Source organism: Thermosipho sp. 1070, assembly GCF_001682135.1.
In the GTDB taxonomy this organism is placed as follows: domain Bacteria; phylum Thermotogota; class Thermotogae; order Thermotogales; family Fervidobacteriaceae; genus Thermosipho; species Thermosipho affectus.
Genome location: NZ_CP007121.1, coordinates 876,962 through 892,467 on the forward strand (window position 1 = coordinate 876,962; position 15,506 = coordinate 892,467).

Annotated in this window: 19 protein-coding genes; 13 read left to right on the top strand and 6 right to left on the bottom strand. The window is 33.8% G+C overall.

Annotated elements, in window-relative coordinates; all coding sequences use genetic code 11:
• The first annotated feature begins 2 nt into the window (after positions 1–2).
• The 13 genes from surE to Y592_RS04425 all read left to right on the top strand — a co-directional run bounded on the left by surE (position 3) and on the right by Y592_RS04425 (position 8,821).
• Positions 3–770 (top strand): 5'/3'-nucleotidase SurE, encoded by a 768-nt coding sequence (gene surE / locus Y592_RS04365; protein ID WP_075665799.1) that lies wholly within the window; start codon positions 3–5, stop codon positions 768–770.
• Positions 748–1,245, top strand: coding sequence for a peptide deformylase (gene def, locus Y592_RS04370; RefSeq protein WP_075665800.1), 498 nt, complete (start codon positions 748–750; stop codon positions 1,243–1,245). The genes surE and def overlap by 23 nt, the downstream gene beginning before the upstream one ends.
• Positions 1,242–2,789 (top strand): DEAD/DEAH box helicase, encoded by a 1,548-nt coding sequence (locus tag Y592_RS04375; protein WP_075665801.1) that lies wholly within the window; start codon positions 1,242–1,244, stop codon positions 2,787–2,789. Before def ends, Y592_RS04375 begins: the two co-directional genes overlap by 4 nt.
• A gap of 11 nt (positions 2,790–2,800) precedes the next feature.
• Complete coding sequence (locus tag Y592_RS04380) at positions 2,801–3,286, top strand: OmpH family outer membrane protein (protein WP_075665802.1); 486 nt, start codon at positions 2,801–2,803, stop codon at positions 3,284–3,286.
• Entirely contained in the window at positions 3,283–3,978 is a 696-nt protein-coding gene (gene lptB, locus Y592_RS04385) for an LPS export ABC transporter ATP-binding protein (RefSeq protein ID WP_075665803.1), read from the top strand. The genes Y592_RS04380 and lptB overlap by 4 nt, the downstream gene beginning before the upstream one ends.
• Position 3,979: 1 nt before the next feature.
• Complete coding sequence (locus Y592_RS04390; protein WP_075665804.1) at positions 3,980–4,711, top strand: hypothetical protein; 732 nt, start codon at positions 3,980–3,982, stop codon at positions 4,709–4,711.
• On the top strand, positions 4,704–5,309 hold the full coding sequence (locus Y592_RS04395) for a TIGR03936 family radical SAM-associated protein (RefSeq protein WP_075665805.1): 606 nt from the start codon (positions 4,704–4,706) through the stop codon (positions 5,307–5,309). Before Y592_RS04390 ends, Y592_RS04395 begins: the two co-directional genes overlap by 8 nt.
• The gene (locus Y592_RS04400) at positions 5,284–5,652 is read left to right on the top strand and encodes a response regulator (protein ID WP_075665806.1); all 369 of its coding nucleotides are present in this window, start codon (positions 5,284–5,286) and stop codon (positions 5,650–5,652) included. Before Y592_RS04395 ends, Y592_RS04400 begins: the two co-directional genes overlap by 26 nt.
• The gene (locus tag Y592_RS04405) at positions 5,645–7,012 is read left to right on the top strand and encodes a PP2C family protein-serine/threonine phosphatase (protein WP_075665807.1); all 1,368 of its coding nucleotides are present in this window, start codon (positions 5,645–5,647) and stop codon (positions 7,010–7,012) included. The genes Y592_RS04400 and Y592_RS04405 overlap by 8 nt, the downstream gene beginning before the upstream one ends.
• A gap of 11 nt (positions 7,013–7,023) precedes the next feature.
• On the top strand, positions 7,024–7,581 hold the full coding sequence (gene efp, locus Y592_RS04410) for an elongation factor P (protein WP_075665808.1): 558 nt from the start codon (positions 7,024–7,026) through the stop codon (positions 7,579–7,581).
• Positions 7,582–7,594: 13 nt separating this feature from the next.
• On the top strand, positions 7,595–7,924 hold the full coding sequence (locus Y592_RS04415) for an Asp23/Gls24 family envelope stress response protein (protein ID WP_075665809.1): 330 nt from the start codon (positions 7,595–7,597) through the stop codon (positions 7,922–7,924).
• The gene (nusB, locus tag Y592_RS04420) at positions 7,925–8,350 is read left to right on the top strand and encodes a transcription antitermination factor NusB (protein ID WP_075665810.1); all 426 of its coding nucleotides are present in this window, start codon (positions 7,925–7,927) and stop codon (positions 8,348–8,350) included.
• A gap of 111 nt (positions 8,351–8,461) precedes the next feature.
• Positions 8,462–8,821 carry a hypothetical protein gene (locus Y592_RS04425; protein WP_077287378.1) on the top strand — a complete coding sequence of 120 codons (360 nt, stop codon included), beginning with the start codon at positions 8,462–8,464 and terminating at the stop codon, positions 8,819–8,821.
• On the opposite strand, the gene flhB is transcribed toward Y592_RS04425, so the two are convergent.
• The 6 genes from flhB to yqeH all read right to left on the bottom strand — a co-directional run bounded on the left by flhB (position 8,807) and on the right by yqeH (position 15,506).
• Positions 8,807–9,940: a flagellar biosynthesis protein FlhB gene (gene flhB, locus Y592_RS04430; RefSeq protein ID WP_075665812.1), complete on the bottom strand. Its 1,134-nt coding sequence runs from the start codon at positions 9,938–9,940 to the stop codon at positions 8,807–8,809. The genes Y592_RS04425 and flhB overlap by 15 nt on opposite strands.
• Complete coding sequence (fliR, locus tag Y592_RS04435; RefSeq protein WP_075665813.1) at positions 9,871–10,635, bottom strand: flagellar biosynthetic protein FliR; 765 nt, start codon at positions 10,633–10,635, stop codon at positions 9,871–9,873. The genes flhB and fliR overlap by 70 nt, the downstream gene beginning before the upstream one ends.
• Positions 10,635–12,932, bottom strand: coding sequence for a methyl-accepting chemotaxis protein (locus tag Y592_RS04440; RefSeq protein WP_075665814.1), 2,298 nt, complete (start codon positions 12,930–12,932; stop codon positions 10,635–10,637). The genes fliR and Y592_RS04440 overlap by 1 nt, the downstream gene beginning before the upstream one ends.
• 11 nt (positions 12,933–12,943) lie before the next feature.
• Positions 12,944–13,765: a purine-nucleoside phosphorylase gene (locus tag Y592_RS04445; protein ID WP_075665815.1), complete on the bottom strand. Its 822-nt coding sequence runs from the start codon at positions 13,763–13,765 to the stop codon at positions 12,944–12,946.
• Positions 13,766–13,842: 77 nt separating this feature from the next.
• Positions 13,843–14,430: a phosphate propanoyltransferase gene (pduL, locus tag Y592_RS04450; protein WP_075665816.1), complete on the bottom strand. Its 588-nt coding sequence runs from the start codon at positions 14,428–14,430 to the stop codon at positions 13,843–13,845.
• Entirely contained in the window at positions 14,427–15,506 is a 1,080-nt protein-coding gene (gene yqeH, locus Y592_RS04455) for a ribosome biogenesis GTPase YqeH (RefSeq protein WP_075665817.1), read from the bottom strand. Before yqeH ends, pduL begins: the two co-directional genes overlap by 4 nt.

Consider the following 15,506-nt stretch of genomic DNA (forward strand, 5'->3'; position numbering starts at 1 on the left):
ACATGAACATCTTGGTAACAAATGACGATGGGGTAACGGCAAACGGCATATTGTGTCTTGCAAGACATTTAAGCAAAAAACACAAAGTAACCGTAGTTGCGCCTGAAACGGAACAAAGCGCTGTAGGACATGCAATAACGTTGAGGCTTCCTTTGTGGCTTAGAAAAATAGATATAAACGAAGATTTTGAAATTTACGCAGTTTCTGGTACTCCAGCAGATTGTGTAAAGATAGGTATAGATGTCGTATTAAAGGAAAAACCAGATTTACTAATCAGTGGAATAAACAGGGGAAACAACTTGGGAACGGATGTGGTGTATTCTGGAACGGTAAGTGGCGCGCTAGAAGGTGCTATAGCGGGAATTCCAGCCATAGCCGTATCAAGTTTTAGTTTTGAAAATCCCATATATGAAACAGCGGCAAAGTTTATACTAGATTTTCTAGAAGAATTTGATATTAATTCCATACCGCAATTTACCGCATTAAACATAAACGTACCTTCCATCCCTTACGAAAAACTTAAAGGTTGGAAACTAACAAAACAAAGCAAGAGAATGTATGAAGACTACTTTGAAGAACGAAAAGACCCATCCGGTGGAAATTATTACTGGATGATGGGAAACATAATAGAAAATGACCCAGATCCAAAAGCAGATTACAAAGTACTAACCCAAAATTTCGTATCGGTAACTCCAATTAGTGTATTTTTGACAAACGAAGAATATCTAAAGCGATTGGAGGAAAGGTATGAAGATAAGGCTATACGGTGATCCAATTCTTAGGAAAAAGGCAAAAAAAGTTGAAGATTTTGAATACTTACAAAGTATAAAAGATGATATGTTAAAAACTATGTACATAGAAGATGGTGTGGGACTTGCCGCGCCGCAAGTGGGTATTTCTTTAAGATTTTTTGTTATGGATGATGGAAATGGACCACTTTTTGTTGTAAACCCCGAAATACTGGAACATTCAACTGAAAAAGAAATTGGAGAAGAAGGATGTCTAAGTCTTCCGGGCATTTTTGCCGATGTTGAAAGGTATAAATGGGTTAAATTGAAATTTCAAGACGAATATGGAAAAGTTCAGACAAAGTTGTTTGAAGGATACAGTGCAAGAATAGTACAACACGAAAGAGATCACCTTGATGGTATATTATTTATCGATCACCTTCCAACCACTGTAAAAAGACGACTTTCTCCTGAGCTTTCCAAAATAATGAGGATGAGATTGGAGGAAACAAAGTGAACTTTGAAGATTTTAACTTAAGTGAAAAGACGCTTCGCGCAATTTACGAGAAAGGATTTGAAACACCAACACCTGTGCAAGAAAAGGTAATACCTATACTGCTAAAAAAGGAAAAGAATTTAATTGTACAGGCAAAGACAGGCACGGGAAAGACTGCGGCATTTGGAATACCACTCATAGAACTTTTGGAAAACAAGGGGTATGTCCAAGCGATTATACTCACCCCTACACGTGAACTGGCACTGCAAGTTTCAGAGGAGATAAACTCTTTAAAAAGGAAGAGGCTGAAGATACTTCCCATATACGGAGGACAGTCTATAAAGAGGCAAATAGACCATCTAAAAAGAGGTGTTGATATAGTAGTTGGTACACCGGGAAGGATCCTTGACCATCTAGAAAGAAAGACGATAGACCTTTCAAAAGTAGAGTACTTTATCTTAGATGAAGCAGATGAAATGCTTGATATGGGCTTTATAGACGACGTGGAAAAAATACTGAAAAATACAAATGGTGAAAAATTCTTTTTGATGTTTTCTGCAACGATCCCAAAGAGAATCATAGACCTTGCAAAAAAATACATCAAAAACTATGAAGTTATAAAGATACTTGATAAACAACTCACCACAAACCTTACAGAACAAATATACATAGAATTAAACGAAAGCGATAAATTTGAAGCACTTTGCAGAATAATAGACGTGGAAGATGATTTCTACGGTATGGTATTCTGTAGAACAAAAGTAGAAGTAGATACTGTATCTTCAAAACTCATTGAAAGGGGATACGACGCAGAAGCACTACATGGAGATTTTTCACAATACCAACGTGAGAGGGTATTGAAAAAATTTAAAGAAAAGAAGATAAATATACTTGTCGCAACTGATGTTGCAGCACGTGGAATAGATATTACCGGTTTATCTCACGTAATAAATTACTCCATTCCACTTAACCCTGAACACTACGTGCATAGAATAGGTAGAACGGGAAGGGCTGGAAAAGAAGGTATCGCCATAACGTTTGTTACCCCAAAAGAATACAGACAACTCTTTAGAATAAAGAAATTTTCAAAGGCAAAGATCAAAGAAGGTAAAATCCCTTCAGTGGAACAAATAATAAAGGCAAGATCGGAAAAAATAAAAAAAGATATTTTAAATCATAATAAAAATATACAGAAAGTATACTACAACCTTGCTGATGAACTCCTTGAAAAAGCAGAACCAAGAGAAGTTGTAGCAAAGCTTTTAAGTACTGCTTTTAAATCTTTAAATCCGGAAAATTACAAAAAAGTATCACCTACTTCAAAAGCAAAAGAAGTTGTAAGGTTGTTTATAGCGAAAGGAAAACAAGCTGGTCTTACCAAAAAAGATCTAGTTAAATTTATCGTTGAAAAAACCAACATAAATCCAAAAGTAATAAGTGATGTACTTGTTTTGGACAAATTTTCATTTATAACCGTTCCATACAAAGAAGCGGAAATAATACTATCAATCTTTAAAAAACGTGGGAGAAGATCCTTAATATCCAAAGCAAAAGAAAGAAACTAGGAGGGAAAAGTATGAAAAAAGTGGGTTTTCTAGTCGTATCTATAGCTATTTTACTCTCATTTGTACTGCTCTTTGCAGGGGGAGACACAAACCAAAGTCCAAAAATTGCATACATTGATTCAAACAAAGTACTACAATCGTACGATAAATTTATAACACTCCAATCCAAGTATCAAGAAGATGCACAATTTTATCAGAAAAAACTCAACGAACTTGCAGCAGAAATAAATCAAATGAAAAAAGATGGTGCAAGCGAACAAGAGTTAAATAAAAAGTTAGCAGAATACACACAAAAACAACAACAATATTCACAACTTTTAAATAACGAATATCAACCAAAATTTTCACAGCTTGAACAGGAGATACTCCAAAAAATAGCAGAATACGCAGAAATTATGGGATACGACTTTGTGTTTAACAGCAAATCAATGGCGTATGGCTCTCCAAAATACGATATAACGGATAAATTTATTGAATACTTGAAATCCGCACAATGAAAATAGTATGTAAAAATATAAAAAAAAGATTTGGAAAAAAACAAGTTTTAAACGGTGTAGATTTAATCGTAAACACAAATGAAATAGTGGGCTTGCTGGGACCAAACGGTTCCGGCAAGACTACTTTATTTAATATTATACTAGGTGTAGTAATTCCAAGCAGCGGTAAAGTTTTTTTAAATGAAAAAGATATTACAAAGGTACCAATACACAAAAGGGCAAGGTTGGGAATAACGTACCTTCAACAGGAAACATCTGTCTTTAGACAACTTACTGTGGAAAAAAATTTAAAACTCGTTATAGAACATTACGACAAAGATTTTGGTAAGATAGACACGCTTCTCAAAAATTTTGGATTACTTGATTTGAAAAACCAAATGGCATTTAGTCTATCTGGTGGGGAGAAAAGAAGGCTTGAACTGGCACGTATGATGACACTCTCTCCAAAATTCTTACTCCTTGATGAACCATTTGTGGGTATAGATCCAAAGACGGTAAAGGAAATTCAAAAGATGGTACTAGAATTGAAAAAAATGGGATTGGGGATAATTATAACAGACCACAGTGTAGATGCACTAAAAGATATTGTGGATAGGTTATACGTAATACACAAAGGTGGTATAATTGCAAGTGGGGAACCAAGCGTTGTCTTAAACGATGAAATTGTCAAAAAAGTGTATTTGGGGGGATAGCATGAAGGTTATCTTAACTTTTTTATTTTCAATTTGGGGGCTTTTCGCTCCAGAAAGTATTGTTGTAAAAAACGGTGATTACTTTATTTCTCAAATGGGAAAGCTATACGTTGAAGATGGTAGTGTACTTTATATGTCAAAGGAAAAAAACGAAATGCTTTTAAAAATGGTAGATCCACGGGGAATGTTCAAAGAAGGTAAATACCTCTGGATTGTAGATTTTGATAGGCTGGTAAGGCTTGATCTTTCAACGGGAAAGTACAAAAACTTTTTTGCATCTTCTCCTAAGTATTTAAACGATATAGTAAAATACAAAGAAAAATATTACGTTACAGATACATATGGAAATACAGTATACAAATTAAACGATGAAAAATTAGAAGTTACATACAATTTAAAAAGACCAAATGGTATTACAACAGATGGAGAATATTTATACATTATATCCTTTACTTCTCCAGCTGTCGTCTACAAATGTGACGAAAACAAAGTCATTGAAACATATACCTTAAACGAGGTAAAAGGTGGAGATGGTATAGTGTATGCAGATAATATGTTTTTCATATCGGGTTATACTTCAAAAAACGTGGTAATTTACAATTCTTCTTGGAAAAAGATTGGTGAAAAGAATGGATTTTCATCTCCCGCTGATATATACTACTCAAATGGAAATCTTTACGTACCAGATATGAAAGAGGGAAAAATTTACGTATTTAAGGTGGAAAATGAATAAATATCTGATTAAATTTAAAAAACTTGGAATGTACAGATTCATTTCGGGGCTTGATACCATATCCATGATAGAGAGAACATTTAGAAGAACAAATCTTAAAATGCAATTTACAGAAGGGTTTCATCCAAAGCCCAAGTTTACTTATGTTGATCCAGTTGCAACTGGGGTAATAGATTGGGCTTTTTATCTTACAATTGAACTTTTGGAAGATTATAACACATCCTTTGTAAAAGAGGAAATAAAAAGGGTACAACCTCCGCATTTTGTAGTAGATAAAGTTTTAAAAAAAGATGTCAACCTTTCAAAAATACATTCATATGAATTTCAAATTATAGCAAGAAAAAACTTTAATCTTCCGGAAAAAATAGTAAAAAAGACAAAAAGGGGTTTTAGAGAAATCCCCATATCTTCTTTGGAAAATCTCAAAATTATTGAAAAAAAGGACTATATTGTGATAAACTATATAATTGAAAAGGAAAATACATTTAATCCGTATATCATTTCAGATGCCGTGTTCTTAGCTATAAGAAAGGAATGTTATCCTTCTTTTCTTTTTGAAGGGAGTGTATTAGATGAAAAAAATCCTCGTAGTGGATGATTCTGAAGTTTTGCGAAAAATCACGTCTTTTAACTTAAAAAAAGCGGGATACGAAGTGTACGAGGCCTTTGATGGGGTAGATGGCCTCGAAAAGATGAAAGACATAAAACCTGATCTCATAATATTAGATATAATGATGCCAAGACTCGACGGGTTTGGTGTTTTAAAAGAAAAGAAAAACATAGAGGAAATAAAAAACATCCCCGTAATTATACTCACCGCAAAAGGTGGAGCAGAAGACGAAAAAGTAGCCAAAAGCTTAGGAGCACAAATAGTCATGACCAAACCATTTAGCCCATCAAAATTAATCGAAGAGGTAAAGAGGCTGATTTCCGATGATTGAAAAATTGGAAAAACTATACCTAAAATTACTTGAAATTTCAAAAAACCCACAGAAATCATACTCATCTGAAGAGGAACTTTGGGCATTGGTAGAAGAAGAAATTAATATAATTACAAGTGAATTTCTATCTTACAAGCAGGAATTGGAATCATCTACAATACTTATTGAAAGTCAACTTGAAGAAATTTCAAGACTGTATGAAGAAATTTCAACACTTTTTGAAATAAGTAAAATTGTAGCATCCAACATAGAAACAAAGCAGATTCTAATGCCCGTGTTAATTACTTTGAAAAAGGCAATTAATTTTTCATGTGGAATAATTAGTATAAACTTTGATGGGAAATTTTCCGAAACTATTGGAGAATGTCCCAATAACATTGAAGAGGTATTAAAAGATAATTTAGACGAAAATGCAGACATTGTATTCAAAGAAACCTGTAAGAAATTAAATAATAGAAGTATAATATACAAATCTATATCCACCGCGTCAAATAAAAGAATGGGGTATATCCTTGTTGTTGGAAAGGAATCCGGCACTATATTTACAGCAGGTGATAAAAAGATTATAGAATCTGCAGCACAGCAGATTGCAAGTAGTATAGAACGCGAAATAGCTTTAAGAGAAGAAATAGAAAGGGAAAAGTTAAACCAACAAATTGAAATTGCAAGAAGTATTCAATTTAACTTTTTCCCGAAGGCATTCCCTCAAGATGAAAATTTTGATTCATTTGGCGAAAGCATCCCCGCTATACACGTTGGTGGAGATTACTTTGATGTGTTCTTGAAAAATAATAGTCTCTACGGTATAGTAGCCGATGTATCTGGAAAGGGGCTTCCCGCATCTTTGATTATGTCTTCTCTTAGAAGTGCTTTTAAATCGCTAATAGAAAGTACAAATGGCGATCTATTAAAAACAGTGACAAGTTTAAACAACATGCTCTCATACGACGTTGGAGATGACAAATTCGTAACCGCTGTATTTGTGAAATTAAATAGGGATGGAGCACTGGAAGTGATAAACGCGGGACATGATCCACTCTATATAGTAAAAGATAAAATTACAAAGATAAACTCCACAAGCATTCCTATAGGTATGTTTGAATTCATGGAATTTGAAATGCAACGTACACAACTTTCCGAAAATACACTTATTTTTGCATACACAGATGGTATCCCAGAGGCAAGAAATATAAACAACGAAGAATATGATTTTGAAAGATTGGAAAGATTACTAAGTAAGATTCACATTTTACCTGCAAAAGATATAGTCGATAGTGTTGAAAAAGATGTCTTTAGATTTTCACAAGGTGCACTACAGCACGATGATATGACAATTTTGGCGATAAAATACTTAGGATAGGAGGTAGTTAAATGATAGATGTAGGTGCATTAAGTAAAGGTATGTACATAAAGTACGACGGAGATATTTACAGAGTGGTAGACGTTAACAAGCACTTTAGAGCAAGGGGTTCTGGGTTAATTAGAACAAAACTAAAAAATCTTTCCACGGGATTAATGAGAGACGTTAATTTTAACAGTGGTGAAAAGGTGGAAGAAGCAGAGGTTAATTTTAGAAAGGCATCTTACATATACAACGACGGTGAAATGTATTACTTCATGGACAATGAAACATTTGAACAATACGGTATTCCAGAATCCGATATTGAAGATGAAAAAAATTACTTAGTGGAAAACACCGAAGTGGATTTAATAATGCATGATGGAAAACCACTAGGTATACAACTTCCAACAAGTGTTGTACTTGAAGTAGTGGAAACTGAACCAGGTTTTAAAGGCGATACGGTTTCAGGGGGAGGTAAACCAGCAATTCTGGAAACTGGTTTAAAAATTACAGTTCCTTTCTTTGTGGAGAAAGGTCAGAAAGTTAAAGTAGACACAAGGACAGGCGAATACATAGAAAGAGCCTAAAGGAGGGATAAATATGGATTTTGAGCAAGGAAGTATAAACATAAGCGATGATGTTTTAAAAGAAATAGCCTTTAGAAGTTTTATCGAAGTACTTGCACCAGATGAAAAAGATGTAAAAAAACTAAAGAAAAGTATCGAAATCGAAAGAACACCGGACGACAACGTAATAGTATATGTAAGGACTGTTGCACCATATGGACAAAGCCTTGTAGAATTCGGTAAAAAAATTATGAAAAACATATCGGAAAATATACAAAGAATGACAGAACTTCAAGTTTCCGCTGTTAATGTTACAATAACTGATGTTGTTGAAAAGATTGAAACAACGGAGGAGGAAGAGTAATTGATAAAGAGTCGGCACAAAATGAGAGAAGCTATTTTTAAAGCTCTCTTCCAGTGGGATTTCAACAAAGATGAAAATCTAGAAGACATATCCAAAGAACACATTAGCGTATTAGATGATTCTTTGCAAGAACTTGCGAAAAAATACGTGAGGGGGATAAGGGAAAATATATTAAAGATAGACGAAATTATATCCAAGTATCTAAAAAACTGGACGCTAGATAGGCTATCTGTTACCGATAGAAATATACTTAGGCTTGGAACTTTTGAGTTATTATACATAGATGATATACCCATAGAAGTTACACTAGATGAAATGATAGAACTGGGAAAAGCCTACGGTACGGAAAACAGTGGAAAGTTTGTAAATGGTGTATTGGATAAAATAGCAAAAGAGGAGGCACCAAAAGAAAAGTTTGAAATCTAAGGTGGGGGGAAAATTTCTTTTTCCGAGGTCATCATTTCTCTGCTTATTTCAATATACGTAATCTACGCGTGTTATCTTATTCTTGATTCAACCATTGAATGGTATATATTTTTGAAAACGGACTATATTAAATCTCTCGAAACGTTTTACGTGGTAAATTACATACGTCACGATTTTTATACTCGTGGTATATCTGGTGTAAATTTTGAAAATGAAAAATGCATATCCTTTACAGAAAAATTGAAAAATGGCGATGTAAAATTGGTAAAATATAAGGTTTTGGATACAAAAGACGGTATGTTTTTAAAAAGGGAAGTACAAGGTCTGGGAAACTACCTTGGTCCATTTAAAACGACTCTTTCATTTAAAAACGCCGCAACTATAGTATACATCCAAACTTACAGGGGAAGGTTTGTACTTCCAAAAGAGCCTCTTAAGTTTAAAATAAAAAAAATCTTAGTCTCCTTTTAAGCTGTACACATATGCTAGTACTTCTGCAACTGCTCTGTAGAATTTCTCTGGAATTTCGTCTCCCACTTCTACGTTAAAATACAACTCCCTTGCAAGTTTTGGATTTCTAAAGACAGGTATGTTATTTTCCCGTGCAATTTTTTTTATCTTTTCTGCTATATTATCCACACCTTTTGCAACAACAATTGGTATCTCCATTTCATCTACTTCATATTTTATAGCAACGGCATAGTGTGTAGGATTGGTGACCACCACAGTAGCCTCGGGAACTTCTTGCATCATTCTATGCATAGAATATTGCATCATAATCTCCCTTTGCTTTCTTTTTACTTCTGGATTTCCTTCAACTTCTTTGAATTCCTCTTTAACCTCTTGTTTTGTCATTCTTATATTCTTTTCATATTCGTACCTTGAATAAAAATAATCGGCTACTGATACAATAAAGAGTGCTATACCACACTTTATCAAAAGCTCAAACGTTATATTCCAAATAAGTAGCACGCCCTCTAAAACACTCGTATCTGTTGCAAGCAACAACTTATTCCAATTGACTTTCACTACCAAAAATCCTACATATCCCACTATAACCAACTTTAAAATGGACTTTAAAAGTTCAAATAACGAACGCAATGAAAACATCCTCTTCAAACCACTGATGGGATTTATCTTTGAAAAATCAAGTTTTAAAGATTTGAACGTAAATAAAAACCTTGTTTGTAAACTTCCAACAAAAATTCCCGTTACCATTACTATTGCAACAAAGATTATCAAATCAACAATTAACCCTTTAAACGCATCAAATGTGTATATTCCCAAATCGTTGATAGTCAACGTATCATAGGAGGGTAATTGTGCAAAAAAGGATATAGCAGATTCTAATCCCAGTATAATTCCCCTGCCTAAAAATGCAAAACCAATCACCGCCGCCAAGAATGTAAAACCAGAGGTAAGTTCCCTTGAAACTGGAACTTGGCCTTCTTCTCTTGCCTTTTGTCGCCTTCTTGGAGTTGCCTTTTCCGTCTTATCTGAATCGGCAAATAGCTGTATATCTATCCTGAAAGAAAATGCTGCAGGGTTTTTTCTAAAAGAACTGTCAACTTTGCAGAAGTCTCCGCCCATAACGGCACCATCCCCAAAAATATTAAAAAAACCAATATGCTTTTTAGTGGTATTCCCACCATAAATACATTCATTTGCGGTACCAACCTTGAAAGAATCCCCAAAAGCACGTTTACTATAAACATATAGCCTATAACTGGGAGTCCTATCTTTAATGCCACAAAAAATAATTCTATAAATTTTGACGTTATAAACTTAACAAAACCAAAATCCAAAAAATCCAAGTTAAGTGGAAACACTTTAATAGAGTCCACAACCGCTTCGTATATTAACAAATGCCCATTTAAAGAGATAAACACAAAAATTGCAAGAAGAAATATAAGTTGCCCTATTATGGGACTTTCTTCCATAGTTGGATCCATAGAAGTAGCAAGCCCAAAACCAGACTCTATACCCAACAATTCCCCTGCAACGGCAAATGCTCCAAAAATCATATATGCCAGTAATCCAATCGCAAAACCCACAATGAAGTTATTTAAAAGGGAAAGTACTATATGAAGAACAGGAGTATCTAGTGCTATAACACTTTCCTGTGGAAGCAGTGAATATGAAAATGCAAGCACAAGAAAAGCCTTTACTGTGGAAGGAATAAACCTTCCTGACAGTAAAGGCGAAATTACAAAAATCCCAGTTATTCTACTTATTAGCATTCCCCAATTTAAAAATTGAGTCTCTACAAATTGATATAAATCCATTATCCTCCTATTTTAAACCAATTTGCTATACTTTTCAATTGTTCAGAGACCAAATCAATAGCTTTAACTGTTTCGTGTAATCTTTGGGAAAATTCCTCTAATTTTGACATATTCTCGTTAACCATCGCTAATTTATTCACCGCTTCTGAAACCGTATTTGTAGATCTTTCTGAGATATATACCATCTCGTTAAATACTTCTTTTGCTTGCTCTAAAACTTCCGATACCGTCTTTGTGGTTCCCGCAAGTTTTTGGATACGCTCAATTACAATTTGGAAACCTTGAGAAAATTCTTCTTTTGTCTTTGAAAGGGCTGAAAAATTATTCTTTGAATCTTCATATACCTTGTTTAAACCACTGAGATTTTGTGTGTATTCTTCCATATCCTTTACAAGTTTTTTTGAAATATCGTTTATCTCTATAGATAACTTCATAATCTCATCTGCAACTACCGCAAAACCCTTTCCCGCTTCTCCGGCCCTTGCCGCTTCTATTGCGGCATTAAGTGCAAGTAAATTTGTCTGATTTGCAACATTTTGTATCTTTGATATCTCGCTAGTAACCCTGTTAAATTGCCCTATAGTTTGGTTAATATAACTGTTAAATTTTTCCATGGCATCTAGCGACCTTGTTATACTGTTATCCATTTCCTTTACAAGTTTTGTATTATCATCTAGCCTTTCCTCCGTATCTATTATATCATTAACCAACTCTTCTAATGTATTTTCTACATTTTCTATAGATTGTTTTGCACCTTCTGTTGTACTTTTTAGGTTATCAAACTCATCTAAAATATCAGTGGTATTTTTAGAGAAAACCTCTATAGTACTTGAAAACTCCCTGGAGGTCTTTTCCAATATATTGCTCAATTCTTCTAAGCCATCTACACGAGAAACAAGCCTATTTGAATTTGAAAGAAGATTTTGTGCAAAATCTTTAAACCTTTCAGAAAGATTTTTTAAAGAGTCCATCATAACTTTAAATTCTCCAGAAACCTTCACACCGTCAAAGCTTTCAAATCTTCCCTCGGATAATCTTTCAATAACCGTCTTTGAATGTTCAAGTGCTTTTGAAAGCTGATCTGTTATAACAAATATCAAAATCACACTTATAACAAGAACAACAACAACCAATAAAATTGTTTTTTTCACAATAATAGAATTGTCAATCTTTAAATTAATCGAAACATTTGGTTTTTCAAGTTTTGGAACAACAAATGGTTTGGGTTTTGGCAATTCAACACTTGTATCAATAGCCTTAAATGGAATAGCAACTTCTATTTCACCTATCTTCTTTCCAAGGTATTTAAATTCACCTACTTTTGCAAAATAGGTATCTTTCAAAATTTCAATTATATTACCTTTTAACTTTCTTAAAGGCTCTCCTACAAGTCTTTTACCATCTTCCCCTACCTTTGTGGTTATAAGCGCTTTACCATTTACATACAACGTGATCTCTGCATTTGAAACGGATTTTATTTCATCTAAAAATTTATTGTCCATCTTATCAACAAATACAACAAAACCATTTACCGTGTTACCAAGTATGGGGTGCATTACGGGAACAATGACAATTGAATACAAAAAATTATCATACGGAAAAATCAAAGAACGATAAAAAACAGACTTTGCAGAAATTATACTTGAAAAATTTTCTTCAAGTTCCCTAATGTATGGCGGTTTTTTGTAAAAACTTACATTTGCACCTGATGAAACGGATTTTGCATATTCTACTATGTATTTTCCATTGTATTTTGTATACAATCTACTTTTAATCTTTGGCTTTTTTTCATCTATTGTCCAAAGTGCAGCATATTCAACAGAAAATTTTTCTATAAAGGGAAATAAAAGGGATTTTCTTTCAGTTAACGACAAATCTTTGTCATTTGCGGCATTTACAGTCTCCTTTAAAGATGCCGCAATTTGTGCACCTGTTAAAAGTTGTTCTGTCCTTTCCTTTATTAAATTTACAACCGTATCAAATGTGAAATTCACTTGATTTTCAAGCGCCTTTTCGTAAACTTCATTAAAAGATTTTTGTATCTTTTTTTCTTGTTCTCTCACCGTTTCACTTAATCTTTTCGTATATTCCTCTGATTGTTTCAAAAGTTCATCTTTGAAACTATCAATGTACGATTCATATTTTGAAATAACGTTTTTTTCAACGTATAAAGATATGTCTTTTTGCAAATTTTCGATCTGAGAATTTACCCCTCTGATATTGAAATACGTAACCAAGAATACTGGAACCGTTACCAAAATTATTGCAAACAAAACTATTTTTACCCTAAAAGACATATTTTCACTCCTTAAATTTCTTTAACAAGTTCAGAAATTATTCTTACAATCATTCCTCCTGTTTTATTTGCAACTTCTAATACTTCTTCTGCTGTAAGTGGTTTTAAATCATCATGTACCGCTTTATCTGTAATAGCGGATACACCAAGAACCTTTAAACCGCCGTGATTTGCAACAATAACTTCTGGAACAGTTGACATACCTACGGCATCTGCACCCATCCATCTCAACATCTTTAATTCAGCGGGAGTCTCAAAATTTGGTCCCGATACTGCAACATATACACCTTCGTAGAATGGTATATTAAGTTTTTGTGCAATCTCAATAGCCTTTTTTCTCAAATCTTTATCGTATGCATTTGACATATCTGGAAATCTTGGACCCCATTCTTCTACGTTAGGACCAATCAACGGATTATCTCCCATCATGTTTATGTGATCGGTAATAAACATAGGTCTTCCAATCTCAAATTCTGGATTCATTCCACCTGCCGCATTTGTTACTATCAATACTTCTACACCCAAAAGTTGCATAACCCTTATTGGGAAGGTTACGGTCTTCATATCGTATCCTTCATAATAATGGAATCTTCCATTCATTAACATAACATCTTTACCATTGAGTTTTCCAAATATAAGTTCACCCTTGTGTCCTGGCGCAGTTGATACGGGAAAACCCGGAATATCCTTGTATGAAAATTTCTTTGGATTTTCAATACTATCCGCTATCCCATGTAAACCAGAACCAAGGATTATGGCAATCTGTGGTATAGAATCAATGTGTTCCTTCAAAAAAGCTACCGCTTGATTTACTCTTTCAATGTATTCTTTCATCGTTTTGACCCTCCTTTTTATTTTATACATTGATAATTATATCATAAAAAAAGCGGCTATACAGCCGCTTATTCCTCTTATTCTTCTATTATATAGACTAAATCTCCTGTTTTTAAAAGTGCCGCATTTGCTTCATCTGTATCTACGTGAAATTCCAAAGCGTATTTCTCACTAACCCTTATAAGCACATCATCAAAAATTAATCTTCTTCCTTCTTTTTCGACTAACACTTTTACAATATCTTTATCTTTTACACCGTATTTTTCAGCATCACTTGTGTGCATGTGTATGTGTCTTTTTGCAATTATTACCCCTTTTTCTTTTATAACACTACCTTTTGGTCCCACTATAACTATTCCTGGAGTTCCTTCTAAATCTCCAGAATCTCTTACAGGTGGTCTAACTCCTATTTTAAACGCATCTGTAAGGGAAATTTCAACTTGTGTTTCTTTTCTTTCGGGGCCAAGTACTCTTACCTTCTCAATTGCACCTTTTGGTCCTACAATAATTACCGTTTCTTGACATGCAAATTGGCCGGGTTGCCCTAGGTCTTTAATAGGTGTAAGTTTGTAATCTTTACCAAAGAGTATTTTCACATCTTCCCTTGAAAGGTGCACATGTCTGTTACTAACACCTGCTACAATTCCAGGTTGTTTTAAATTCATTTTATCCCTCCTCTTTTCGGCTTAAGCAATCTATCCCTAACAACTACCTTAATTTTTTCTGGAACTGTAACTTTTATTGTAAATGGTCCCCTTTTAATGTTCAAAAAGCCCAAACCAGCTATTACTACCTCTTTCTCCTCATCTACTTCAAATATGTGTGTTACAAAATTTTCATCTATATCTTGCTTTTTACACGGCGGAATTAGAAGATCCCCTGCCCTCTTTTTCATTAACTCATCTGCCTTTTCTTTCTTTGTTTCATGAAAAGTTACCTTCTCAGGTGCGAAAATCTGGAAAATAGGCTTTTTTTTCGTTTTAAATTCCACCTCTATTTTACAAAATGCACTTACCAACACTGCTCTACTTTCGTCTATTTTAAAGGTTTTTCTTGTAAAAGACTTTGTATTTAAAATTTTTGCCTGACATTCTACAGAAAGTAAATCTGTTACTCTATCGTTTGTTAATATTCCAGGTGTGTCAAATAAATTTACATCAAAGACTTTTCTTTTTATTATCCCCAAAGTCGTACCCGGAAATGGGGAAATAGTTGGTTTTGCTTCTGTAAAATGCGAAAGTAACGATGACTTTCCAACATTTGTAACACCCAAAATTAAGATATCTTCCCTTAGACTTCTTAAAAATTTTTCAAACTTTCTCAACCCAAATTTATTTTTACTACTTAACAAAAATATACGCTCAGAAGAGCAACCAAACTTGTTTTTTAACCATTCTTGAGCTTCAATAGATGAAAGTGATTTTGGCAAAAGGTCAAACTTTGTAACGGCAAAATATACTTCTTTTCCGTTTAATTTTTTCATTATTTCCTTTCGAAAAGTACCTTCAAAATCCGTTATATCAACAACGTATATTACCTTTTTAAAATCCTTTAAAATTTCATCTAATTTATCCAAAAATATTTCCTCTTCAACCGGTACACTCAACTTTCCATAATGGATCATTTTATAACAGCGCTGGCAGAGCGGTTCTTTTTCTTCCAACAGCACATGTTCTGGTATATATCCAGGTTTTTTTGGATCTTTAAATTGCAATTCAACTCCACAACCTCTACACTTCAT